The organism is Nocardia flavorosea (assembly GCF_015477805.1).
GTDB classification, from domain to species: domain Bacteria; phylum Actinomycetota; class Actinomycetes; order Mycobacteriales; family Mycobacteriaceae; genus Nocardia; species Nocardia flavorosea_A.
Genome location: NZ_JADLQL010000002.1, coordinates 225,593 through 249,467, shown reverse-complemented (window position 1 = coordinate 249,467; position 23,875 = coordinate 225,593). Strand labels below are relative to the sequence as shown.

19 protein-coding genes are annotated in these 23,875 nt (G+C 67.5%); 14 read left to right on the top strand and 5 right to left on the bottom strand.

The window, feature by feature from the left end:
• Window positions 1-18 precede the first annotated feature (18 nt).
• Both IU448_RS10110 and IU448_RS10105 read left to right on the top strand, forming a co-directional pair.
• A complete protein-coding gene (locus IU448_RS10110; RefSeq protein WP_195055336.1) occupies window positions 19-327 on the top strand; it encodes a WXG100 family type VII secretion target in 309 nt (102 codons plus the stop codon).
• A 54-nt stretch (window positions 328-381) separates the two neighbouring features.
• Window positions 382-681, top strand: a complete 300-nt coding sequence (locus tag IU448_RS10105) for a hypothetical protein (RefSeq protein WP_062977189.1) — start codon at window positions 382-384, stop codon at window positions 679-681.
• A gap of 303 nt (window positions 682-984) precedes the next feature.
• Here the strand turns inward: IU448_RS10105 and eccE are convergent, their stop codons facing one another.
• Window positions 985-2,706 (bottom strand): type VII secretion protein EccE, encoded by a 1,722-nt coding sequence (gene eccE, locus IU448_RS10100; RefSeq protein ID WP_324188559.1) that lies wholly within the window; start codon window positions 2,704-2,706, stop codon window positions 985-987.
• Between the two features lie 235 nt (window positions 2,707-2,941).
• On the opposite strand from eccE, the gene eccB reads away from it, so the two are divergent.
• Window positions 2,942-4,444: a type VII secretion protein EccB gene (eccB, locus tag IU448_RS10095; RefSeq protein WP_195055334.1), complete on the top strand. Its 1,503-nt coding sequence runs from the start codon at window positions 2,942-2,944 to the stop codon at window positions 4,442-4,444.
• A 149-nt stretch (window positions 4,445-4,593) separates the two neighbouring features.
• Here the strand turns inward: eccB and eccA are convergent, their stop codons facing one another.
• Window positions 4,594-6,432, bottom strand: coding sequence for a type VII secretion AAA-ATPase EccA (eccA, locus tag IU448_RS10090; RefSeq protein ID WP_195055333.1), 1,839 nt, complete (start codon window positions 6,430-6,432; stop codon window positions 4,594-4,596).
• 281 nt (window positions 6,433-6,713) lie between these two features.
• On the opposite strand from eccA, the gene eccD reads away from it, so the two are divergent.
• From eccD to eccCa, 3 genes are read left to right on the top strand one after another with little or no spacing between them, the layout of a single operon-like run.
• The gene (gene eccD / locus IU448_RS10085; protein WP_228812584.1) at window positions 6,714-8,201 is read left to right on the top strand and encodes a type VII secretion integral membrane protein EccD; all 1,488 of its coding nucleotides are present in this window, start codon (window positions 6,714-6,716) and stop codon (window positions 8,199-8,201) included.
• Window positions 8,198-9,604: a type VII secretion-associated serine protease mycosin gene (gene mycP, locus IU448_RS10080; RefSeq protein WP_195055332.1), complete on the top strand. Its 1,407-nt coding sequence runs from the start codon at window positions 8,198-8,200 to the stop codon at window positions 9,602-9,604. The genes eccD and mycP overlap by 4 nt, the downstream gene beginning before the upstream one ends.
• Window positions 9,605-9,648: 44 nt before the next feature.
• Complete coding sequence (gene eccCa, locus IU448_RS10075) at window positions 9,649-13,710, top strand: type VII secretion protein EccCa (RefSeq protein ID WP_195055331.1); 4,062 nt, start codon at window positions 9,649-9,651, stop codon at window positions 13,708-13,710.
• Between the two features lie 66 nt (window positions 13,711-13,776).
• On the opposite strand, the gene IU448_RS10070 is transcribed toward eccCa, so the two are convergent.
• The gene (locus tag IU448_RS10070) at window positions 13,777-14,391 is read right to left on the bottom strand and encodes a GNAT family N-acetyltransferase (protein ID WP_195055330.1); all 615 of its coding nucleotides are present in this window, start codon (window positions 14,389-14,391) and stop codon (window positions 13,777-13,779) included.
• Window positions 14,392-14,394: 3 nt separating this feature from the next.
• The gene (locus IU448_RS10065; protein ID WP_195055329.1) at window positions 14,395-15,201 is read right to left on the bottom strand and encodes a GntR family transcriptional regulator; all 807 of its coding nucleotides are present in this window, start codon (window positions 15,199-15,201) and stop codon (window positions 14,395-14,397) included.
• A 171-nt stretch (window positions 15,202-15,372) separates the two neighbouring features.
• Here IU448_RS10065 and IU448_RS10060 point away from each other — a divergent pair, with 171 nt between their 5' ends.
• Window positions 15,373-15,873, top strand: a complete 501-nt coding sequence (locus IU448_RS10060) for a DUF4254 domain-containing protein (protein WP_195055328.1) — start codon at window positions 15,373-15,375, stop codon at window positions 15,871-15,873.
• Between the two features lie 579 nt (window positions 15,874-16,452).
• On the opposite strand, the gene IU448_RS29550 is transcribed toward IU448_RS10060, so the two are convergent.
• Window positions 16,453-19,338, bottom strand: coding sequence for a MinD/ParA family ATP-binding protein (locus IU448_RS29550; protein ID WP_324188558.1), 2,886 nt, complete (start codon window positions 19,336-19,338; stop codon window positions 16,453-16,455).
• 318 nt (window positions 19,339-19,656) lie between these two features.
• On the opposite strand from IU448_RS29550, the gene infA reads away from it, so the two are divergent.
• The 7 genes from infA (at window position 19,657) to rplQ (ending at window position 23,685) form a co-directional block, all read left to right on the top strand.
• A complete protein-coding gene (infA, locus tag IU448_RS10050; RefSeq protein WP_003418601.1) occupies window positions 19,657-19,878 on the top strand; it encodes a translation initiation factor IF-1 in 222 nt (73 codons plus the stop codon).
• Between the two features lie 287 nt (window positions 19,879-20,165).
• Complete coding sequence (gene rpmJ, locus IU448_RS10045) at window positions 20,166-20,279, top strand: 50S ribosomal protein L36 (protein WP_025347279.1); 114 nt, start codon at window positions 20,166-20,168, stop codon at window positions 20,277-20,279.
• Between the two features lie 190 nt (window positions 20,280-20,469).
• A complete protein-coding gene (gene rpsM / locus IU448_RS10040) occupies window positions 20,470-20,841 on the top strand; it encodes a 30S ribosomal protein S13 (protein WP_033244290.1) in 372 nt (123 codons plus the stop codon).
• Window positions 20,842-20,851: 10 nt separating this feature from the next.
• Window positions 20,852-21,265 (top strand): 30S ribosomal protein S11, encoded by a 414-nt coding sequence (rpsK, locus tag IU448_RS10035; RefSeq protein WP_033244291.1) that lies wholly within the window; start codon window positions 20,852-20,854, stop codon window positions 21,263-21,265.
• A 22-nt stretch (window positions 21,266-21,287) separates the two neighbouring features.
• Entirely contained in the window at window positions 21,288-21,893 is a 606-nt protein-coding gene (gene rpsD, locus IU448_RS10030; protein ID WP_195055327.1) for a 30S ribosomal protein S4, read from the top strand.
• Between the two features lie 97 nt (window positions 21,894-21,990).
• On the top strand, window positions 21,991-23,049 hold the full coding sequence (locus tag IU448_RS10025; RefSeq protein ID WP_195055326.1) for a DNA-directed RNA polymerase subunit alpha: 1,059 nt from the start codon (window positions 21,991-21,993) through the stop codon (window positions 23,047-23,049).
• Window positions 23,050-23,172: 123 nt separating this feature from the next.
• A complete protein-coding gene (gene rplQ / locus IU448_RS10020; RefSeq protein ID WP_195055325.1) occupies window positions 23,173-23,685 on the top strand; it encodes a 50S ribosomal protein L17 in 513 nt (170 codons plus the stop codon).
• Window positions 23,686-23,875 lie beyond the last annotated feature (190 nt).

The window sequence follows — 23,875 nt, the reverse complement described above, 5'->3', positions numbered from 1 at the left end:
CACGAAAGGAACACCGTAATGACAACTCAGGGTGTTGATCTCGACCTCGAACTGGTCAAGAAGGCGACCGGCGAAATGTACACGGCCATCGAGAACCTGCGGCTGTCGGTGAAGGCCGTCGATTCGGCCGGCGATGCGGCACGTGCGGGCTGGAAAGGTGATGCGAACGCGTCGTTCGTCACCACCTCGCAGGCGTGGAGCGACGAATCCGACCGCCTGAATCAGAAGCTGGACGAGCTGACCAAGGCCACCGAGGATGCCACCTCGACCATCCTGGGCATGGACGAGGACGCGTTCATTCCCGGCGGCGGCTACACCAGCCTGTAGATCCCGCTTCGTAGCACTGACACCTATCTGCTCGACCGAGAAGGAATTGGGAACATGAGCGATATTTTGTACGACCGCCCCACCATGGAGGCGCTGTTCGACTCGCTGAAGACCGAAGGCAGCAAGATCCAGGGCGAGATCGAGGCCCTGGGCACCGCCAAGGACAACTTCCTGCAGGCCATGGCCAGTCAGGGCGCCCAGGAGGGCTTCACGGCCGCGCACGCCTCGGTGAACACCGAACTCGAGGACACCCTGCACAAGCTGGACCAGCTCGCCATCGCGGTCGAGAACGCGCTGCAGCGCGCGCTGGAGACGGATAAGAAGATCGGCGACGGTTTCGCCGCCTTCGGCTGACCGGAACCGGCGTTCCGGCGTACCTACGGCCACGGCCGGTTGGATCGGATGAGGATCCAACCGGCCGTCGGCCTTTGCGCGAACCCCCTTCGTACCGGCCGGGCAGAGCGGTTCCCGGTGGTGTCTCAGCTGGTCCGCTCGCCGGGCGTCTACTTCGGCCAGTCGGTCGACAAGAGCACCGAAAAGGATCTGCACAGCGTCCGGGTCATCCCGCGCGCGGTGAATCGGTGCGCGCGGTGAATCCCCGCGATGGCGACGAGAGTCGTTCACCGGGCGCGGCGAGCGCGGCCGTGGCACCCCGGATCAGCGGGCGGCGAGCGATTCGCCGATGTAGTGCATTTCCTCGCGGGTGGTCACCATGTTCACCGTTGTCGTCACCGCCGGCGTGCGCACCGTGATGCGATTGGGGGTGGCGGGGTCCTGGATCAGTGAAACGTCCGCATCGACCGAGCCCGGTGGTTCGTGCGGCTGTCGCACGTGCACTATGGTCGCACCACCGGCGTGGGAAACCGCCGGTACACCGTCGAATACGAGCAGTGTGGTGCTCGGGTAGGGAGCCGTCGGCAGCGGCGGCGGTCCCGGCGGGTGGTAGCTGGCGCCCGCGGCGCGGGGCGCGATGGTGAGCAGCTGCGGAGTGTCGAGATTGCGCACCATCGTCTGCCAGGCCTCCGGCCGCGCGGTGTGCACGATGGCATGTGCGCCGAGCGCGGTGGCGCGAAGGATGACCTGTTGCGCCAGGTCCAAGGTGCCGATCACCTCGAGTTGGCGGGTCCCCTCGCCGATCAGGGGGACGGCGATACCCTGCCCCAGGTCGTCCGCGCCGATGAGCTGGCCGCAGCCGGCGGTGGGCACGGTGAATTCGCTCAGCGCGGCCAGGGTGCCGCGGTAGGCCACATCGCGCCCCCAGCGGCCGGTGCGGCCGACGGGCAGCGTATCGAGCAGGATACGCAGCTGATTTCCGTACAGTTCGCGCAAACCGTCGAGCGGCGGACGCTGCGGCGGGGCGACCGTATCGAAGCGGACCACGGCATTGAGAACCACGGTCTCGGCCAGTTCGGTATGCGGATCGTTGCGGCCGATACCGGGCCGAAGGCGCAGCGTCACGGTGGTCGACAGACTGGGCACGGTCCAGATATCGGCGAGCCCGCGGGGGCCGACCATATCGGCGCCGATCTGATACTGCGCGAGGTAGCGGCCCTGGGATTCGAGCCATTTCGGTGATTCGGTGATCATATCGACCGCGAACCCGTGAGTGAGTTCGCGGACCGCCGCGTTCATTTCGGCCGCGCTGAGCACCGAGGCGGCGATATCGTGGGCGGCCAGCCGGTTCGCCACCCGCCGGGTCGCGATGATGGCGGCGCGTAGCGCGCCCGCGCCGCCACCGCCGCGGTTGTCCACCGCTTCGGCGTTGGCGAGCGGATCGAGTCGCAGGACCAGCCAACAGGTGCGGTGGGCGATCGCGGGGAGCGGTCCGATGATCCGGTCGTAGAGGTGGGCGGCGACCCCCGTGCCGGCGGTGCGCGCTCCGGTGCTCACCACATCGATACCGGCCAGGGTGAGATCGAATTGATCCAGGCAGCGGGCTATTTCGGGAAGTGGCAGCAGTTGTTCGGTGCTGAGCGAACCGGGCTGCAACAGCGTGAGAGTATCCGGCGGCGGATCGATGCGCAGCATGGTCAGCAGCAGGTCCCCGTCCCAGCAGACCCCGTAACCACCGCCCTCGGGAAGCGGGACATCGAAAGCGGCGGCCTGTTCCAACTGGTCGGCAGGGAGCTGCCGGCGCCGGGCCGCGGCCCCGCCGATCCGCGCGATCAGGGTCCGGCCACCGATGGGCGCCAGACCGACGAGACCGACCACGACCCCCGCGCCGAGCGCGTACCAGGCCGACGCACCGAACGCCAGCACGATCCAGGCGACCGCCGCCGCGACCAGTACGCCGGAGAGGACGAATCGCAGCGGAAAAATTCGGAACAACCAGAATTCGGGATCCCGCAAGGTGTCGTAGGCCGACCGGCGAGGATTCACCGAATCCGGAGAGACCGTTCGGTCGGTGTATTCCGGAACCGGGGATTCAGAATAGATGTCACCTGCAGATCGATCAGCGTTCACTGTTTCATTCACAATTGTTTGTTCCTGCCTCGGCCGCATTCGCCGACTGTTGTGCCATTGACGATTTCGGCGAGATCGACCGACGTAACCATCGGGAATTACGGTACCGTGTCGAAAGAGATTGCGGTCGAATGCGCGATGGAGTTCCCGAGTGCCAGCACAGCTGACTACCCGTGCCCAGGTGAACGGGTACCGTTTCCTGCTACGCCGTCTCGACCACGCCCTGGTTCGCCGCGATGTGCGGATGCTGCACGATCCCATGCGTTCCCAGATTCGTTCCCTGCTGGTCGGTCTGGTGCTCGGGATCCTCGTCACCGCCGGCGCGGCGATCCTGGCCTTCCTGCGGCCCCAAGGCGCGATCGGTGACGCATTGATCGTCTCGGGTAAGTCCAGCGGGGCGCTGTATGTGGTGGTCGAGAAGGACGACGGCAGCCGGACCCTGCACCCGGTGCTGAACCTGGCCTCCGCACGGTTGATCACCGGCAGCAATGCCGAGCCGCATGCGGTCAAGGACGACAAACTGGGTGATATTCCGCGTGGTCCGTTGCTCGGAATACCCGGCGCTCCGGCCGCGCTCCCGGGTTCGGCGCAGGGTGGTGATTCGTACTGGTCGTTGTGCGAAAGCATCGAGTTGCCGGCCGGTGGAAGCGCGGCGTCGGCGGCCGGTGCGACCACCACGGTTGTCGGCGGCGCGCCCAACCTCACCGACCGGATCCGCGCGGCTACTCCGGCCGAAGCGCTGCTGGTGGCCCGCGACGGTAAGACCTATCTGGTCTACGACGGAAAGCGTGCCGAAATCGACCCGGGCGATTCGGTGATCGCCCGCGCCCTCGGTCTGTCCGCTCACCGGCCGCGACCGGTCGGCACCGGTTTCCTCGGCGCCACCACGCAGGTCGCCCCACTGCGGGCGCCGGTCATCGACCGCGCCGGCGAGCCGGGCCCGGGTCTGCTGGCCGACGTGCCGGTCGGTGGAATCATTTCCGTGTCCGGTGTCGGCGATGAGGTCCGCCCGGAGATGTATGTCGTACTCGCCGACGGAGTGCAGCCGGTTTCGCCCTTTGCCGCCGAGGTCATCCGCCACGCCGATTCGCAAGGGATGAGCGAGGTCCCGGTGCTGCCTCCCGATGTCCTGGACGAGATTCCGGTGGTGCAGCGGTTACCCGTAGCGGATTTCCCCGGCGAGATCCCGCGGATCGTTCCCGCCGAAGACGGGCCGGTCACCTGTATCGCCTGGTCCAAATCACCCGGTACGGCGCCCGCGGAGGAAGGCGCCGGGGACGGCCCGGGGGAGCGGGCCACGGTGGGGTTGCTGATCGGCACCGAACTGCCGGTGCCCGATTCGGCCGAACCCGTCCGGCTGGCCACCGCCGACAGCGGCGGCGACCGGGTGGACGCGGTATACGTCGAACCCACCCACGGTGAATATGTCCAGATCACCGGTATGGAACCGGGTAGCCCGCGGCGCGGGAGCCTGTTCTATGTGGCCGACAACGGAATCCGGTACGGCGTTCCGAATCCCGCTACCGCCGGTGTTCTCGGCCTGGGCGATACGCCGCATCTGGCGCCGTGGGCGATCATCGGCCAGCTCGTGCCGGGGCCCACTCTGGACCCCCGCGAGGCGCTGGTCAGCCACGATTCATTGACCGAAGGCTGAGCGGGCACCTCTGCACCGTCCGGGCGCTCCGCGGGCAGACCGCCCTGGCCGCGCCGGTCGACGACGGCACGTGAATGTCACCCATGCCCGCCGTGCGGCTCGGACCGGGAGCGGACAGCAGGGCTGCCGCAGCGGCCGGTGACAGCGCATCAATCAGGGTCGGTCCAGCCGATGTTCAGCGATTCCAGGATCGTGGCCAGCGCCAGGCGCATATCGGGTTCCTCGATACGCCGCAGGACCGCCTCGTCGATATCGGTGAGATCGAGGGATTCGTCGTTGGCCAGCCGGAACTCGCGCTCTTCCTCCGCCGCTTCGATCACATTGCGGATGAAGCGGCCGTTGCCTGCGAGGTCCACCCCGCGGCGCGGCTGTCCGCTCTGGTCGGTGCTCTCCATCGCGTACAACCGGTCACACGCCCGGACCAGCACCTTCAGCGCCGCTTCGGACAGGTCGGAATCGCGCTTCTTCGCGATCACCTCGCCGATCCGCCCCAGTTCGCTCGCGCTGTAGGACGGGAACTGCAGGCGTTTGGCGAAGCGGGAGGCCAGACCGTCGTTGGCGGCGAGCAACCGGTCGATTTCACCGTCGTAGCCGGCGATGATGACCACCAGGCGGTCGCGGTCGTTCTCCATCCGCGCGAGCAGGGTATCCACTGCTTCGCGACCGAACGCGTCACCGCCGGACAGGCCCGTCTGGATGAGGGTGTAGGCCTCGTCGATGAACAGCACGCCGTCCATTGCGCTGTCGATCAGCTTGTTGGTCTTGATCGCGGTGCTGCCCAGATGTTCGCCCACGAAATCCGCGCGTTTGGCCTCGACCATCTTCTCCGACTGCAACAGACCGAGACCACAGTAAATCTTGGCCACCACCCGGGCGATGGTGGTCTTACCGGTACCGGGCGGCCCGGTGAAGGCCAGATGCTGGCCGCGGGGCACACTGGCCAGCCCCTTCTCGGCGCGGATCTTGGCCAGCTGCGCCGTCGACTGTAGTTTGGCGACCTGGGTTTTCACCGACGCCAGCCCGATCTGCGAGTCCAGCTCCGCGCGTGCTTCCGCCAGGGTCTCCTTGGCTCTGTCCTGCACCTCGGCCCGGTTCATCTGCTCCATCGTGGGCGAACTGGCCGGATCCCACCTGTCGGTACGGGCGGCTATGACATCGCGGCTGGTGACCGTGATACGGAAGGTACGGTCGCGCATGGCCGAAGCATTGGCCTCGAAATCCGGCGCCTGCGAGTACACCTTCTCGAACAGCGCCTGGGCCTCGTCCTCGTTACCGGTTTCGCGCAGGCACAGGCCGCGGCAGAACATGGCGGTGGACCGGGCGGCGGGGATCGGACCCTGTTCGGCGGCCTGCATCCGGCGGATCGACTCGGCGAACAAACCCAGCTGGGCGCAAGCGGTTCCGACCATCACATGCGCGCCCGCGGCAAGGTAGGAGTCGTCCCATTCCGCCGATCCGGCGAGGACGGTCATCACATCGGGCCAGCGCTGCGTGGTGTAGTGCAGCACGGCGCGCACATACGCGGCGATCCGGCCGTCGGCTTCGCGTTCGGCGTCGCCCAGTTGGCCCTTGCGATACTCGTCCAGCTGGTCCAGAACCCGCTCGGCCTCGTCGAAATCCTTGTCCGCGACCAACTGCGCGGCCCAGGCGAGGAAGATCTCCGTGCGACTGGACAGCGGGTAGTCGATGTAGAGGCCGGGTTGGAAGCGGCCGGCGAGTTCCCGCGGTCGCAACCCCACCCGGCGCTGTTCCCGGTACAGCGTGCCGTCGCAGGTCTTGTGCAGGTTGAACAGCACCTCCTTGGTGAGTTCACCGGCGGCCGCCCGGCCCAGCCAGGCGTCGCACATACCGGGATCCCATTCGGTGGCGCGCTGGAACGCCAGTTTGGCGTACTCGAGGTCGCGGGCGGACTCCTGCCCCTCGATGGACAATCCGAGCGACAGAACCCCGGCGTCGAATGCGCGTTGAGCTTGCCGATTGCCGGTCATTGCAGTCGCTCCCCGAATTCTTGTATTGGCGTATAGAGAACGTTTATCTCCGATACCAGAGTACCGATCGCGCACGTGTCGGCGCTCCGTTACATTAGGCTCGGTTGCGGGGAGAACGCAATGCCAGTTCAGCCAAGCCGAAGGTGCTCGACAATTGCCGAAAATGCTGATACACACCGTATTTCGCCGCGACCCGGTAATCGGCAACGAATTGTAGATGGCGGGAAAATGAATTGTCGGCGGCCGAAGTGTGAATTGCTGATCGGGAGGTGGGTGGGGAGATGAGTGCAATGGTCGAAACGCCGAGCGCCACCCGCGCGCAAGAACCGGAACTGAGCCGAGTTTCGGTGATCGGGGGAAATACCCAGGTCGACGTCGGGCTGCCCGCTACGGTGCCGATCGCGAGCTTCATCGGCGAGCTGGTGGCGCTGATCGAATCGCGCAACCCGAGCCTGCCGGATTCCGAGGACGATACGGGGCCGCTCGATGCCCAGCACTGGACCCTGGCTCGGCTGGGTCGTGCGTCGATCGCGCCGAGTCGCACACTCACCGAGGCCGAGGTGTACGACGGTGAACTCCTGGTACTACGCAAGGTCGGCGCGAAGGAAGCGCCCGCGCTGTTCGACGATGTGATCGATGCGGTATCCCGGCTCACGGCCGAGGAATTCACCGGATGGTCGGGTGCGGCGGCGCGCTGGATGGGGCTGGTCGTCTCGGTACTCGCGGTACTCACCACACTGGCCGTGCTGGTTCTGTCCCGCGGGGCCGGGGATCCGCTGGCGCCGGGCCTGGTGTTGCTCGGCGTGGGCACGGGCGCACTGGTGGCGGCGGGGATCACCGCGCGCAGATACCGGGACGAGATCACCGGCGTCTGGTTGTCGGCCGACGGGTTGCTGCTGGTGTTCGGCGGCGCCGCACTGGTGGTTCCGGGCACTCTCGGCGCGCCCCATCTGCTGCTGGGGAGTTCGGTTCTGCTGGTGGCGGCGGTTCTCGGCTACCGGCTGACCGGAGTGGGCGCCACGCTGTTCTCGTGCGCGGCAGCCGCCGCGGTGATCGGTCTGGTCACCGCGGTGATCTATCTCATCTGGCATCCGGGTCTGCCGAAGGTCGGCGCCGGACTGCTGGTCGCCGGCATCATGATCCTGTCCATGGTGCCGCGGCTGGCGGCGCTGCTGGCCAGATTGCCGGTGCCGCCGGTGCCGACGGCGGGCGCCGCGATCGATCCGGCCGATCACGAACCACGGCCGACCATCGAGGGAATCGGCGCGATCGGCGCCACCGCGTTGCCGTCCGCGGCCGGGCTCGGGGAGCGGGCCCGGCGGGCGAACCAGTTCCAGACCGGCCTCGTGGCCGCCTGCACCGCCACCGCGGTGATCGGGGCGTTCGGGGTCGCCGACCCGTTGGGACCCTATCGCTGGCAGGGCATCACCCTGGCGGTCATCACCGCGGTCATTCTGGCGTTACGCGGCCGGTCGTTCGCCGATATCGCCCAGGCCGCCGTGTTGATCGGCGGCGCCTGCGCGATATGCGTGGCGCTGCTCGCCGGCTTGTCCATCGGGGACCACGATCTCGTCCTGCTGTGCGCCGGCCTTCTGCTCGCGTTCACTCTCGGGGTTGTCGGATTCGGTGTGATCGGGCCGCATGTCGAGGTGACCCCGGTGGTCCGCCGGGCGATCGAACTCTTCGAATACGCCCTGATCATGGCGGTGATCCCACTGGTGCTGTGGATTATGGGTATCTACGGTATGGCCCGGAACCTGAGCATATGAGTATCCGTCCGTCACGCCGGTCGCTGCGAATAACGCTCGCGCTCAACGTATTCGGTGCGGTGGCGCTGCCCGGTTCGATCGCGGCGGCCGTCCCGCCGCCGGTGATCGACCCGGGTGCGCTCGCCGCGGCGCAGGCGATCAGCGCCCGGCCGGCCCCACTGGAACCCACCGAGCAGAGCACGGTCTGCGCGGAACCGGTGCTCACCGGCGCACCGCCCAGTGTGCCGCCGGTTTCGCAGCAGGTGCTGAATCTTCCGGCGGCCTGGCAGTTCAGCCGAGGCGCGGGCCAGAAGGTCGCGGTGATCGATACCGGAGTCAACCGGCATCCGCGGCTGCCGCGCCTGCAAGCGGGCGGTGACTATGTCTCCGATACCGACGGCACGGTCGACTGCGACGGGCACGGCACATTGGTCGCCGGGATCATCGCCGCCCAGCCCAGCCCCCATGACGCCTTCGCCGGCGTCGCTCCCGACGCGGAGATCCTGAGCATCCGCCAGTTGAGCCTCGCGTACGAGAAGAAGGACAACAACAACCGCGACGCCCCCGGCCGGATCAGTACCGAGGGCTACGGCACCGTGCTGACCCTGGCGGGCGCGGTGGTCCGCGCCGTGGACATGGGGGCGACGGTGATCAATATTTCCGAAGTGGCCTGCACCCAGGCCGGTCTGAACACCGCCGACGGTGCGCTCGGCGCCGCGGTGAAATACGCCTACGACCGCAATGTGGTGGTCGTCGCCGCGGCCGGGAACCTGCAGAGCGACGGTGCCTGCCGGAACCAGAATTCCGGTTCCGGCTGGGAATCGGTGGCCACGGTCGCCAGCCCCGCCTGGTTCTCGCCCTATGTGCTCGCGGTGGGTTCGGTCGAACCGAACGGCCAGGTCTCCGAGTTGTCGCTGAACGGACCGTGGGTGCAGGTGGCCGCGATCGGCCGCAATATCGTTTCGCTGGACAGCAAACCCGGTGGCACCGGTCTGGTCGACGGCGTACAGACCAGCGACGGCATCCGGTCGGTGGAGGGTACGAGTTTCGCCGCACCGTACGTCGCGGGCCTGGCAGCCCTGGTGCGGTCGCGGTTTCCCGAACTCACCGCCGGGCAGGTGATGGACCGGATCACCCGCACCGCACACGGTCCCGGCACCGGCCGCGACGACAAGATCGGGCACGGCCTGATCGACCCGCTGGCCGCGCTCACCGCGGAACTGCCCGCCGAACCGGTCGGGGTGGGCGCGGCGGCCGCCCGGCCCATCGCCGCGCCGGTCCATCCGCCCGGACCCGATCCGCGGCAGCGCTGGATCGCGATCATCGGTTCGGTGGTGTGCCTCTCCGGGCTGGCCGTCGGTGCGGCGATCGCCTACCCGTTCCGCCGCCCGCAACGCGAACTCGACCTGGAACCGGACCCGTGACCCGGCTCGCGACCGTCCGCCGGCTGCCGAAGTGAGAAGGAACCATGGCTACCGAAGGCTTTGTACGCCGACCCCGTATCGCCCCGCCGCGGGCACCGGGTGGTGAGGTCGCGCTGACGGCGCCCCCGGAGGTTCCGCGCGCTGTTCCGGCACCGCTGATGATGAAGATCATGCCGGTGGTGATGGTGCTCGCGGTGATCGGCATGATCGCCATGATGGCGACGATGGGCCGCAATATCCTGGCCAATCCCTTCATGATGATGTTCCCGATGATGATGATCATGTCGATGGTGGGCATGATGGCCGGGTATCGGGGCGGCGGCGGTAAACGCGCGGTCGAACTGAACGAGGAACGCAAGGACTACTTCCGTTATCTGGACCAGATCCGTAAGGAAGTGCGCCGCACCGGCGGTAAACAGCTCGAATCACTCGGCTGGAGTCATCCCGAACCCGCCGATCTGTTGTCGCTGGTCGGCACCCGCCGCATGTGGGAGCGCCGGCCCAACGACCCCGATTTCGGCCATGTCCGCGTCGGGCTGGGCAGTCACCGCCTCGCCACCAAACTGGCCCGTCCGGAAACCGGCCCGCTGGAGGATCTAGAGCCCGTCTCGACGGTGGCGCTGCGCCGGTTCGTGCGCACACATTCGGTGGTGCACCGGCTCCCGACCGCGGTGTCGCTGCGCGCTTTCCCCGCCATCAACATCGGTGGCGACGCGGCGGAGGCGCGGACCCTGGTGCGTTCGATGCTCATGGAGCTGGCTGCCTTCCACGGCCCGGACCATCTGGCCGTCGCGATCGTCTGCAGCGACCCCGACGCCGCCGTCTGGGCGTGGGCGAAATGGCTGCCGCATCTACAGCATCCGGTACAGCGCGACGGTATGGGTTCGGTGCGGATGATGTACCAGTCGCTCGGCGAACTGGAAACCGCCCTGTCGGCGGAGCTGCTCGAACGCGGCCGGTTCATGCGCAATCCGCAGCCCACACAGGGCCGGCTGCATCTGGTGGTCGTCATCGACGACGGTTATGTCAGCGGTAACGAACGTCTGGTCGCCGAATCGGGCCTGGACTCGGTGACCGTTGTGGACCTCACCGCACCCGAGGGAGGATTGGCTGCGCGGCGCGGTCTGCAACTGGTGTGTTCGCACGGCGAGGTATCGGCGAAGAGCGCCGCGGGCGTGGAGCGGTTCGCCACCGCGGATTCGGTGAGCACCGCCGAGGCAGAGGCGTTCTCGCGTGCACTCGCACGCTATCGCCTGGCGACGGCCGCCCAGATCGTGAGCCTGGGCGAGGGGACCACCGCCGATCCGGGGCTGATGGCGCTGTTGAATATCTCCGATGCCGCCCAGATCGATCCGGCACGGGTCTGGCGGCCGCGTACTGCTCGGGAACGGTTACGGGTGCCGATCGGAATCACCCCGGACGGGACGCCGGTGGAGATCGATATCAAGGAATCGGCGGAGAACGGTATGGGTCCGCACGGCCTGTGTATCGGCGCCACCGGTTCGGGTAAATCGGAGTTCCTGCGCACCCTGGTGCTTTCCCTGGTCACGACCCATTCGCCGGACGCGCTGAACCTCGTGCTGGTCGACTTCAAGGGTGGCGCCACGTTTCTCGGCTTGGACCCGCTGCCCCATGTCGCGGCGGTGATCACCAACCTGGAGGACGAGCTGTCCCTGGTGGACCGGATGAAGGACGCGCTGGCCGGCGAGATGAACCGGCGCCAGGAACTGTTGCGTTCGGCCGGTAATTACGCCAATGTCAACGACTACGAGAAGGCCCGTGCCGCGGGCGTGCCGCTGGATCCGCTGCCGGCCTTGTTCGTCGTAGTCGACGAATTCTCCGAACTGCTGTCGCAGAAGCCGGATTTCGCTGAACTGTTCGTGATGATCGGCCGGCTCGGCCGCTCGCTGCACGTGCATCTGCTGCTGGCTTCCCAGCGGCTCGAGGAGAACAAGCTGCGTGGCCTGGAATCGCATCTGTCCTACCGGATCGGTCTGCGCACTTTCTCCGCCAACGAATCCCGGGCCGTTCTCGGCATCACCGACGCCTATCATCTGCCCAGCGTGCCCGGGTCCGGCTATTTGAAAAGCGACGCCTCCGACCCGCTGCGGTTCAACGCCAGCTACGTATCGGGCCCCTACGAGGCACCGCAGGGCACCGCCACCGAGGACGGTGGCCCGGTGGCCCGGCAGCGCCCCGGACTGTTCACCGCCGCACCCGTCGAGGTGCCCGAAACGGTCGACGCCGAGGACACCGAGCCGGCGGAGAGCGCGGCCCCGGTCAACCCGCTGCTCGAACTGCCGCCACCGCCGTCGCAGCCGGCCGTGGCGGTACCGGACGGTGAGGGCGTACCCGATTCTCTGCTGGACGTGGTGGTCAAACGGCTCACCGGCCACGGCCGGCCGGCGCACGAGGTCTGGTTGCCGCCGCTGGACGAATCGCCGACGGTGGATATGCTGCTGCCCGATCCCGACTGGCGTTCGCCGGTGAACCGGCACGGCCAGTTGTGGATGCCGATCGGCGTGATCGACAAACCGTACGAGCAGCGCCGCGATGTGCTCACCATCAACCTGGCCGGTGCCCAGGGCAATGTGGCGGTGGTCGGCGGCCCGCAATCGGGTAAGTCGACCACCTTGCGCGCGATCATCATGGCCACCGCCGCCACCCACACCCCCGAACAGGTTCAGGTCTACTGCCTGGATTTCGGCGGCGGGAGTATGGCGGGGCTGGTCGGGACCCCGCATGTCGGTTCGGTGGCCGGCCGCCTCGACGGCGACCGGGTACGCCGCACCATCGCCGAGCTCACCTCGCTCATGCGGCAGCGCGAAGAGCGGTTCGCCGAGCAGGGCATCGAATCGATGGCCGAGTATCGCCGGCGCAAATTCGCGGCGCTGCAACAGGGGATAGCCGATCCCTTTCCTGAAGACGCGTTCGGTGACGTCTTCCTGGTGATCGACGGCTGGGCCGCCATCCGCGAAGAGTTCGAATCGCTCGAGCCGCAGATCAACGCGATTGCCGGACAGGGGCTGTCGTTCGGAATCCACCTCTTGATCGGCGCATCGCGGTGGGCCGAGATCCGGCCGGTGGTCAAGGACCAGATCGGCACCCGGATCGAACTACGTCTCGGCGATCCCACCGATTCGGAGATGGGCCGCCGCGTGGCGCACCAGGTGCCGGTGGGCCGGCCCGGCCGCGGCCTGACCGCGGACCATCTGCATATGCTCATCGCTCTGCCGCGGCTCGATTCCGACTCCGACCCGGCGAGTCTCGCCGAAGGGGTTTCGCGGGCCCGGACCGAACTGGCGCAGCTGTACCCGAACCGCCGCGCGCCGCAGGTCCGGATGCTGCCGCTGAAGTTCGAGCGCGCCGAGTTGCTCGAGCAGGCGCGGGCACGGGGCATCGAGAGCAACGCCACCAGGGTCGTCGTGGGGCTCGGCGAATCCGAATTGCAGCCGCTGGTCATGGATTTCAATGCCGAGCCGCATTTCATGGCGTTCGCGGACGTCGAAAGCGGTAAGACCACCCTGCTGCGCAATATCGTCATGGGGATCACGGAGAACTCCACGACCGAGCAGGCCCGGGTGATCATGATCGACTATCGGCGCACCATGCTCGGCGTGGTCGAAGGCGATCAGCTCGCGGGCTACTCGACGTCCTCGCAGACCTGCGGCCCGATGATCAAGGAGGTCGCCGGATATCTGGCGAAACGTATTCCCGGGTCGGATATCACGCCACAGCAGCTGCGCGACCGCAGCTGGTGGACCGGACCCGAAATCTACATCGTCGTAGACGATTACGATATGGTCGCCGCCGGCAGCGCGAACCCGTTCCAGCCGTTGGTCGAATTCCTGCCGCAGGCCCGCGATATCGGTATGCATCTGATCGTGTCCCGCCGTATCGGTGGGGTATCGCGGGCACTGTTCGATCCGATCCTGGGCACCATGAAGAATATGTCGGTGGAAACGCTGATCATGAGCGGTTCCAAAGACGAGGGCAAACTGGTCGGCGATGTGCGGCCCACCAAGCTCCCGCCCGGACGGGGCGTGCTGGTATCGCGGAGCCGCGGTATCGAGATGGTGCATATCGCCCATTTGGATCCACTCTGACCCGACTGCTCCCGAATTGCCGGAGATTGTTGTCCTGCCGGTAGCGCTGCACCGGCCGGACGGCGGTCAGCCGAAAGCCGGCAGGACGATCGGGTAGCGCGCCAGCGGTCTCATCCGGAAGCTCGCCGGCCGCGCCGGGACCAGGGTGTCATCGGTGGGCCAGCTGTCGATATGACGTTCGAACAGCGCGCAGGAGGGGCTTCGGCGGTCCGGGCCGGCGATTCGGGCCAGCCGGAACCCGGCTCGCCGGTAGTAGGCGTGCAACTCGGAATTGGTGGTCCAGGCATCCAGCCGGACCCAGTGCCGGCCGCGGACACGGGTGACGGTGGCGGCATGGGCGAGCAACCGGCTGCCCAGGCCGTGGCCCGCGTAACGCAGATCGACGATCAGATAGTGCACGATCAGCGAATCGGCGAGTTCGCTGTCGGTCCACAGTTGTTTGTCGGCGCGGTCGTTGACGGTGATCGTCCCGGCCGGATCCCCGTTCACCTCCGCGATCCAGGTTTCCCCGGCCGTCAGCGCCCGCTCGACCACCCGCGCGAAGTAGTCGATCGACAGTCCGGCGGCCTCGGTGGACCACTGATCGGAGCCGCGGGCGGCGAGCCATGAGGCGCGTTGTAGCCGCAGGCGACAGATCAGGTTCAGATCATCGGGGGCGGCCGGCCGAATCTGCACGGTCATGAGCTAGAACCATATCCCGGACCGTTCGGTCTGTTCGAGCACGCCACGAATGACGCCGGTTCCCGCGGCGTCACCGAGTTCGTAGGCCAAGCGGTTACTGGCAGCGATGGATCGATGCCGGGTGACCCGGGTGACCCGATCGTGATTCGCGCCGATGCGCACATGATCCAGCAGGACGGTCCCGATGGCGACCCCGAGAACCGTCGCCTCCTCGGCATTCGCCGGGCGAGCGACGATCGTATCGCGGTGCGCGGTTTCGGCATGCCCGCGGTCGGCCAAGCGCCGGGTCGTTCCCTCGGCGATATCGTGCGGTGAATCTATTCCGGTGGCCTCGGCCAGATCTCGGGGATAGAAGCTCACTTCCCAGGACCACGGCTCGTTGTCCAGGAATTGGACGACCGTACGGGCCAGCACCCAGGAATCCACCGGTACAGCGAGCAGTTCGGCTATCTGCTGATCCGCCGGCTCCATCCGGGCGTTGAACTCCTTGGTCGGGACACGCCCGGCAGCGCGGGCGATCTCTTCGAAAATATCGTGCGACGCGCGCGGCCGGTCCGGCCGGATATGGTCGGTCACCACGGATTCCAGGACTTCGCGGCTCCGCACGATGGTGCCGCGGGAAGTAGCCGTATAGACGAGGTTTTCGGCCACCAGCACCTGGATGGCGTTACGGGCCGTGGTCAGCGAAACCTGCATTTGCTCGGCGAGTTCGGAATGGCTGGGCAGGCGGTCCCCGGGCCCCCACTTACCTGCTCGTATTTCCTCGCGGAGGTGGTCCGCGATCCGTCGATACGTCGGACCGTCCGCCATCGTGCTCCTCGGGTGGTCTCCAGGTAACGAAGTGTACGCTTTTCGTGTCGGGGGTGGCCGTTATCGCTTGACAGCCGACTTTCGCGGTTTATTGTAATCAACGTACTGACCCGGTGTTGTGCGGCGATGAACGGCGAGGCAACCGTGACAGGTTCGGATACAACAGTCGTAATGGCTCTTCCCAGCGCCCAGCGAGGCGCTGATCCTTTGGCGCAGAAGGGGACTCCCGGTCCGCTGCCCAATTCCGACCTACTGGTGCGAGCCGCGCGCGGGCATCGGGTGGTCGGCGGGCAGCTGCTCTGGTACACCCGCGATCTCGCCGTCCTCCACGAGCGCAGACTGGTGGGACGCGGCGGGTCGATCGTCACCGACCCCGACAGACTGGTCGAGATCGATCGCCGGCGGATGGAATTGGTGCTGGCGATCGACGATTGGGTGGGACGTAACGTCCCGCAACATCGACTCGGGGTCACCCTGCACACCGAGACCGTCGGCGCGATCATCGACCGGCTCGCGGAATCGGCGGTCCGCGCGCATCACGCGTTGATGACCCTGGACGCCGACGACGAACTCCTGCACAGCGCCTGGCATCATCTGGCCGAACTGGCCGACGCCTACGACGCACTGGTGGGGGACGTCATGGCCGGACGGCGCCGACTGCCGGAGTGGTGAACAAGCCGGTCCGGCTCGGCGGTCCGGCCCGGCGGTAGGGGCGGCTTTCCGGACTGTGCTGAGCGGATCGGCCGACCGGGCGGCGGGTGCCTGCGCGCATCAAGGGCCTGCTCGCTCACCGGTCGGCACGGGGTCGGTGTCTCGTCCGCGTCATCGATGACACGTGCTTCACGCACCGCCGACTCGCGCGGATGCCGCGGGAGCGAGTTCCACGACGGCGACCGCCGGGGCGGGTGGCGTCGATATCGAGATCGGCAATATGGCTGCCGACCATCGGCCCCGCTTCTCGGCCGGCCGGCGATGCCGGTGTCCGGCAAGTCCCCATGCGCTGGTCGCAGCGCTACCCCGGTGGTGCCGTTGACCCGCCTGAGCGACCGGCAGCGGCGATGTGCTTCGAACCTCGCGGTGGGGCGGTGTGCGACGAAGGTTGCTGCGGTTGCCGTATCGATGATCCAGCGGAGCCGTCGCAGAACTCGAAGTGCAGATCGGCCGCCGGGTGAATGTGCGCGGCAGATAGCCGACGCGGTCCGGGGCAGGCGCGATGCCGGCCGCCCGGGGCGGACGGCACCGAACCGGGGTTCAGCCGCCGTGCTGCGTGCCGTAGCTGCGGCCGAAATCGTCGGCTACCGTGGCCGCGAGTTCCACGTACGCGCGTTTGGTTTCCTTTTTCAGTCGTGGCAGATCGATCTCCGCGCCCTCGGACATATGCGGGTCGAACGGGATCATGTGCACGGCCCGGCAGCGGGACAGGAAGTACTGCCGCAACTGCTGGACATCGATATTCGGGGTGCCGTCGCGCGGCGAATTGATCACCACCACCGCGTTCTGCACCAGATGGTGGTAGCCGTGCAGCGACAGCCAGTCCAGCGTGGCCGAGGCGCTCTGCGCGCCGTCGATCGCGGTCGGGGAGATCAGCACCAGCGAATGCGCCAGTTGCAGCACGCCCGCCATCGCCGAATGCATCAGACCGGTACCGCAGTCGGTGAGGATGATGTTGTAAAAGCGCTGCAGGATACGGGCAACCGCCCGGTACTCGTCCTCGTTGAACGCCTCCGATGCCGCCGGATCCCGTTCGCTGGCCAGTACTTCCAGCCTACTGGTGGCCTGGGACGTATGGCGGCGCACATCCGAATACCGCTGGATCGCCGGATCGAGCAGCAGATCGCGGACCGTGGACCGCGTCTGCAACGGCACCCGCTGGGACAGCGTGCCGAAGTCCGGGTTGGCGTCCACCGCGATGACCCGGTCGCCGCGGATGGAGGCGAAGGTCGAGCCCAGGCCGATGGTGGTGGTGGTCTTACCGACACCACCTTTCAGTGAGAGGACAGCGATGCGGTAGTCGCCCCGGACGGGCTGGCGGATCCGCGCCACCAATTCCAGCATCCGCCGCTCCTCGGCGGACATTCCCGGGTTGATCTTCCCGCCGGAGGCGTGGTGCACCACCTTGCGCCAGCCGCTGCCGGCCGGTTTCTTGGCGCGCCGCACCGAGACATTGTCCAGAGTGGGCCCATTGGGGCCGAACTGCTGCGGTGGATTCTGCGGGTTCTGTGGATTCTGCGGGTTCTGCCACTGGCCACCCTGCGGCCCCTGCTGCTGCCAGGCGGCCGGGCCGGCCTGCTGCGGCGGTACCGGATTGGCCGGTCGCGCCTGGTTCTGCCATTGCTGGGCCGGCGGCTGGTTCGGTTGCGGGTGCGGGCCAGGGGCCGGATGGCCCGTCGGCGGACCACCGTGCTGTGCCGGTATGCCCGGTGGGGCAGCCGCCGGACCCGGTTGCTGTGGGACGGCGTGCTGCGAACCCGAGTGCCAGGCGGGGGGTTCGGGCGCCTGCCAGTGCGGTCCGGGTGCGTTCGGCGCCGGCTGCACGGGTGCGCTCTCCGGCGCCTGCCATTGCGGCGTGACATCCGCAGGGTGCGCCGGCGCAATCGAATGGCCGGCCGCGCCGGTCGACCACTCGACTGCGGGGGATGACTCAGGTGCCCGGGCGAACCGCTCGGCCGGAAAACTGTCGGGCTCGGGTACGGCACCGGACCGCGGGTCGGAGTCCGGCCCGGCACCTTCGGCCCGGGTCGGCTCGGTCTGGCCGGCGACCGGGTATGTACTGCTGCTGCGCGGGCCTGGGGCGCTGTCGGCCGACTCGGCCTGGTCGGCGACCGGATGTGCGCCGCTGCTGTGCGAAGCGATGCTGTTGTCCGACTCGGCCCGGTCTGCGACCGGGTGTGCGCCGCTGCTGTGCGGGCCCGGGGCGCTGTCGGCCGAAACGCGCCCGCCGGCACGCGAATGTGCACCGTCGTTGTGGGAAGGCGGACCGCCGTCCGATGAGTCGGGCTGCCGCGGTCCGGGAGCGACTGCCGGATCGGCCGTCGGCGCCGGGGACTCGGCGGGCGTGTCCGCCGGCGAATGTTCGTGCGGCGGTGGCGGTAGATCGGGAAGCCTGCGCAGTGGTTGCTGCGTCACCGGGGCGCCGCCGGTCGAAGGCGGGTCGGGTAGCGGTGGCGGCGGGGGCCGGAAATCGTCTGCGCCGGTGGCGGGCGTATCGGCCGGCCGGTCCGGGGCGGATGCGCCCGCGGAATCGTTCGATGGCGCGGGGTGGGGCGGGATCGGATGGTGCGGCCGCAGCCGATCGAACTCGGGAGCCGGTTCGCTCGGGTTGCGTATCGGCAGGCCGGGCCGGTTCGATTCCGGGGCCTGGAAGGCCGTCGGCGCGGTGGACGCGGACTCGCCGGAACCGGAGTCGGCGGCTCGCATGCTCGGCCGGTCCGGGACCGGGGCGTGTGGTGGCACCGGGGCATCGGCGAGCGGTGCGGGCCCGGTGAATCCCTGCTGCGGGGGCGGCGCCGGCGGGAAACCCGTACCGTTCGGCGCCTGCTGACCATCGGTTTCCCACTGCGGGCCGGGCCCGGGGTCCCACGCCGGGCGGCCGTCCGGGGCCTGCGTTACCGGCGGCTGATCCGGCGGGCCGGGAACACCCTGCGGGGGCACCGGGGGAAGCTGTGCGGGAGGTGCGCTCGGACCGGCTTGCGGGGACGTGTCGGGAACCGGGGGCAGACCGGGTTGCGAAGGACGGTCCGCGGCGTTCGGATCGGCGGAGGATTGTGGAACCTGCTGGGTCGACCACTGGGCGGTGCCTTCGGCCCAGTTGTTGCGCTGCGACGGCCGCGGGCCGTTGTTGTTCGGCAGTAGTTCACCGACACGTTCCTCGAGCGAGGGTTCGGACTTGTTCTTGTTGCGGAACCAGCCTTTGCCCTTTTTCTTGTCACCGTCGGAATCGGAGCGGTCGTCGCCGCGTCCGCGCCGGTTGAAGAAGCCGTTGGCCGGCTCGGGGGTCTCCGGGATGACCTCGTCCTGTGGGAGGTTTTCGACCGGTGGGGGCTCGTAGTTCCGGAAGTTCGTCTGCCCGACCCCGGTGACCTCGGTATCGGCCAGCCATGGCGGCAGCATGGGGAGGCCGTCGTTGCTGCGGCTCACCGGTTCCCCTCCTGGAATGGTCGTCCTCGGTCAGCGGCCAGTTTACGCGACAAGTCCCATTCCACTCAGCGCTGGGCAGACTTCGGCCGAGGCCGCGCGACGCCACCAGCGCATACCCCTTTTTGCCCGATTGCGTGCCTACCGGTAAGCTGACCAGGCGGTGTATCAAAGCGCCGCCTGTTCGTGTGCGATCGGTTGTGGTCATCCGCGTTGTGCAGTGCGAGCCGCCGTGGGTGGCGGTCGCGGGGCTCCGGCCGGGTGCACCGGGCAGTACCAGGCAATCAGACCAGGTTGAGTGTAACCGGGATCGCGGAGGATATGGCGAAGAAAGACGGGGCCATCGAGGTCGAGGGGCGGGTTGTCGAGCCGTTGCCCAATGCGATGTTCCGGATCGAGCTCGAGAACGGGCACAAGGTCCTCGCGCATATCAGTGGCAAGATGCGGCAGCACTACATCCGCATCCTGCCGGAGGACCGGGTCGTCGTCGAACTGTCACCGTACGACCTGTCCCGCGGTCGGATCGTCTACCGATACAAGTGAATCGGGGGGACGTGTGCTCGCGGAGAGCGCTCGCCAACGCCGATTCACTTGGTGTTTTGCGGGGGTGCAACCCCCGCACCCCGCCCGGAGGGCTTCGCCCCCGGACCCCCGTCGGGTGCGAACCCGACCGGATGCGAACCACGTCGAGAATCTCGACCGGTGCGTGTCCGACCGGGTGGTCCGGTGACCGACTCGCCGCGGCGGTGACAAAGGCTTCCCCGGTCAGATGGCCGGGGAAAAACTGTGTTCGCACCGCGGTGCGGACCACAACGAAGGATTGGACGGACGTGAAGGTTCAGCCGAGCGTCAAGAAGATCTGCGAGAAGTGCAAGGTGATCCGGCGTAACGGCCGGGTCATGGTGATCTGCGACAACCTGCGGCACAAGCAGCGGCAGGGCTGACACCGGCGCCGAGCACCGAACGCGGTTCGGATTGGCACTACAGAAGACCTCCCAGCGCCAGCCGCACACTGAGGATTTTCCGGGTTCGCCCGGAGGGTGTGCGTGCCTACCCCCGGAACGGAGGCCGGGGCCCCACCAGACGAGGGGACGGACAGGGAGCAGACCTCCGCAACAGTGAAGGAACTGCCAGATGGCACGTCTCATGGGCGTCGATCTCCCGCGCGAGAAGCGCATGGAGATCGCACTGACCTACATCTACGGCATCGGTCGTACCCGCTCGCAGGAGATCTTGGCGGCCACGGGTGTCAGCCCGGACCTGCGTTCGAAGGATCTCACCGACGAGCAGGTCACGCAGCTGCGTGACTACATCGAGGGCTCGTCTCTCAAGGTCGAAGGTGACCTCCGCCGCGAGGTTCAGGCCGATATCCGTCGCAAGATCGAGATCGGCTGCTACCAGGGCCTGCGTCACCGTCGTGGCCTCCCGGTCCACGGCCAGCGCACCAAGACCAACGCGCGCACCCGCAAGGGCCCGAAGCGCACCGTCGCCGGCAAGAAGAAGTAGGGGATAGCAGATGCCTCCGAAGTCCCGGGCCTCCGGCCCGAAGAAGAGCCAGAAGTCGCGTCGCAGGGAAAAGAAGAACGTTCCCCACGGCCACGCGCATATCAAGAGCACGTTCAACAACACGATCGTGTCCATCACCGACCCCACGGGCAACGTCATCTCCTGGGCGTCCTCGGGTCACGTCGGGTTCAAGGGTTCGCGCAAGTCGACCCCGTTCGCCGCGCAGCTGGCCGCCGAGAACGCGGCCCGCAAGGCGCAGGAGAACGGCGTCAAGAAGGTCGACGTGTTCGTCAAGGGCCCCGGTTCGGGCCGCGAGACCGCGATCCGTTCGCTGCAGGCCGCCGGCCTGGAGGTCGGGACGATCTCCGATGTCACTCCGCAGCCGCACAACGGTTGCCGTCCGCCCAAGCGGCGTCGCGTCTAAGCGGGAAGGAAGGTAGAGCACAATGGCCCGTTACACCGGACCCATCACCCGCAAATCGCGTCGCCTGCGCGTCGACCTGATCGGCGGTGACCAGGCTTTCGAGCGTCGCCCCTACCCGCCCGGCCAGCACGGCCGCGCGCGGATCAAGGAGAGCGAATACCTGCTGCAGCTGCAGGAGAAGCAGAAGGCCCGCTTCTCCTACGGAGTTATGGAAAAGCAGTTCCGCCGGTACTACGAAGAGGCCAACCGCCTCAAGGGCAAGACCGGTGACAACCTGCTGCGCCTGCTGGAGACCCGGCTGGACAACGTCGTGTACCGCGCCGGTCTGGCCCGGACCCGTCGTCAGGCCCGCCAGCTGGTCAGCCACGGCCACTTCCTGGTGAACAACAAGAAGGTCAACGTGCCTTCGTTCCAGGTGACCCAGTACGACATCATCGATGTCAAGGAGAAGTCGCTGGGCACCCTGCCGTTCCAGGTCGCCCGGGAAACCCTGGGCGATCGTCCGGTCCCCGGCTGGCTCCAGGTCGTCCCGGGCCGGCTGCGGATCCTGGTGCACTCCCTGCCGGAGCGCGCCCAGATCGATGTGCCGCTGCAGGAACAGCTGATCGTCGAGTACTACTCGAAGTAATCAGTTGCGCCGCTGGTGCGGGCCGGATGCGACCGGCCCGCACAACCCCTAGACGAGGCGTCAAATAGCGGGCGCCCACAACAGGAGGATTGATCCCATGCTGATTTCCCAGCGTCCGACCCTCACCGAAGAGGTCATCGCCGACAACCGCTCGAAGTTCACCATCGAGCCCCTCGAGCCGGGTTTCGGGTACACCCTCGGTAATTCGCTGCGGCGCACCCTGCTGTCCTCGATTCCGGGGGCCGCGGTGACCAGCATCCGCATCGACGGCGTCCTGCACGAGTTCACCACCGTGCCCGGTGTGAAGGAAGATGTCACCGACATCATCCTGAACCTCAAGGGCCTGGTCGTGTCCTCCGAAGAGGACGAGCCGGTCACCATGTACCTGCGCAAGCAGGGCCCGGGGACCGTCACCGCCGATGACATCGTGCCGCCGTCGGGTGTGGTCGTGCACAACCCGGATATGCATATCGCCACCCTGAACGACAAGGGCAAGCTCGAGATCGAGCTGGTCGTCGAACGCGGTCGCGGTTATGTCCCGGCGGTGCAGAACAAGGCGACCGGTGCGGAAATCGGCCGGATCCCGGTGGATTCGATCTACTCGCCGGTGCTCAAGGTGACCTACAAGGTCGAGGCCACCCGTGTCGAGCAGCGCACCGACTTCGACCGGCTCATCCTCGACGTGGAGACCAAGAACTCCATCAGCGCGCGGGACGCGCTCGCCTCGGCGGGCAAGACCCTGGTCGAACTGTTCGGCCTGGCCCGTGAACTGAACGTCGAAGCCGAAGGTATCGAGATCGGCCCCTCCCCGGCCGAGGCGGATCACATCGCCTCCTTCGGGCTGCCGATCGAGGATCTGGACCTCACCGTCCGTTCCTACAACTGCCTGAAGCGCGAGGGTGTGCACACCGTCGGCGAGCTGGTGGCGCGGACCGAATCGGATCTGCTGGATATCCGCAACTTCGGCCAGAAGTCCATCGACGAGGTCAAGGTCAAGCTGCACGCGCTGGGCCTGTCCCTCAAGGACAGCCCCGCGTCCTTCGACCCGTCGAGCGTGGTCGGCTACGACGCGACCACCGGAACCTGGTCCGACAGCGGCACTTTCAGCGACGACAACGGCGGCGAGCAGGACTACGCCGAAACCGAACAGCTCTAGGTCGCCGCAGGGGTAGGCACCCGCGTCGGCCTTGCGCCCGCGATGTGAGGGCGGTGGCGGCCGGAACTCGATCCAGAACGGCTGGCCACCACCCACACCGCACATACACAAGGAGAACCCACAATGCCCAAGCCCAAGAAGGGCGCTCGCTTCGGCGGGTCGGCGTCGCACCAGAAGGCGATCTTCGCCAATCTGGCCACGGCGCTCTTCGAGCACGGTCGGATCACGACCACCGAGGCCAAGGCCAAGGCGCTGCGTCCCTACGCCGAGAAACTGGTCACCAAGGCCAAGGCCGGAACCCTGGCCGACCGCCGCGAGGTGCTCAAGGTGATCCGGAACAAGGACGTCGTGCACGATCTCTTCGCCGAGATCGGCCCGTCGTTCGAGGGCCGCAACGGCGGCTACACCCGGATCATCAAGACCCTGCCGCGCAAGGGTGACAACGCGCCCATGGCGATCATCGAGCTGGTCCGGGAACAGACCGTGACCAGCGAGGCCGATCGCGCCCGCCGGGTGGCCGCGTCGAAGAAGGCCGAGGACAAGGCCCCCGAGACCGAAACCGAAGCGACCGAGGCGCCGGCCGAGGAAGCCGCGGCCGAGGAAAAGGCCGACGACAAGGCCGACGACAAGGCGTAATTCGTCTGCCGCGGAGGTGATGGGTCGCCTCTGTGGTTCGTCGACGAGCCCGCCGCCCCATTACGGGTGGCGGGCTCGTCCCGTTTCGGGAGGATGATCTGGTGAGCGAATTCGAGCCGGAACCCCGGGCTCGCTCCCGAACCACGGTTACCGGTCGCCGCGCCGCTGCGGACGGCACGGCGACCGCGGC

Excerpts from the sequence above, each read along its gene's own strand:
- IU448_RS10025 (WP_195055326.1), top strand. The coding sequence starts at position 21,991 with ATGCTGATTTCCCAGCGTCCGACCCTCACCGAAGAGGTCATCGCCGAC.
- mycP (WP_195055332.1), top strand. The coding sequence starts at position 8,198 with ATGAGTATCCGTCCGTCACGCCGGTCGCTGCGAATAACGCTCGCGCTC.
- IU448_RS10070 (WP_195055330.1), bottom strand. The coding sequence starts at position 14,391 with ATGACCGTGCAGATTCGGCCGGCCGCCCCCGATGATCTGAACCTGATC.
- IU448_RS10105 (WP_062977189.1), top strand. The coding sequence starts at position 382 with ATGAGCGATATTTTGTACGACCGCCCCACCATGGAGGCGCTGTTCGAC.
- rplQ (WP_195055325.1), top strand. The coding sequence starts at position 23,173 with ATGCCCAAGCCCAAGAAGGGCGCTCGCTTCGGCGGGTCGGCGTCGCAC.
- eccA (WP_195055333.1), bottom strand. The coding sequence starts at position 6,432 with ATGACCGGCAATCGGCAAGCTCAACGCGCATTCGACGCCGGGGTTCTG.
- eccD (WP_228812584.1), top strand. The coding sequence starts at position 6,714 with ATGAGTGCAATGGTCGAAACGCCGAGCGCCACCCGCGCGCAAGAACCG.
- rpsM (WP_033244290.1), top strand. The coding sequence starts at position 20,470 with ATGGCACGTCTCATGGGCGTCGATCTCCCGCGCGAGAAGCGCATGGAG.
- eccCa (WP_195055331.1), top strand. The coding sequence starts at position 9,649 with ATGGCTACCGAAGGCTTTGTACGCCGACCCCGTATCGCCCCGCCGCGG.
- rpsK (WP_033244291.1), top strand. The coding sequence starts at position 20,852 with ATGCCTCCGAAGTCCCGGGCCTCCGGCCCGAAGAAGAGCCAGAAGTCG.
- IU448_RS10065 (WP_195055329.1), bottom strand. The coding sequence starts at position 15,201 with ATGGCGGACGGTCCGACGTATCGACGGATCGCGGACCACCTCCGCGAG.
- rpsD (WP_195055327.1), top strand. The coding sequence starts at position 21,288 with ATGGCCCGTTACACCGGACCCATCACCCGCAAATCGCGTCGCCTGCGC.
- IU448_RS10060 (WP_195055328.1), top strand. The coding sequence starts at position 15,373 with ATGGCTCTTCCCAGCGCCCAGCGAGGCGCTGATCCTTTGGCGCAGAAG.
- IU448_RS10110 (WP_195055336.1), top strand. The coding sequence starts at position 19 with ATGACAACTCAGGGTGTTGATCTCGACCTCGAACTGGTCAAGAAGGCG.
- infA (WP_003418601.1), top strand. The coding sequence starts at position 19,657 with ATGGCGAAGAAAGACGGGGCCATCGAGGTCGAGGGGCGGGTTGTCGAG.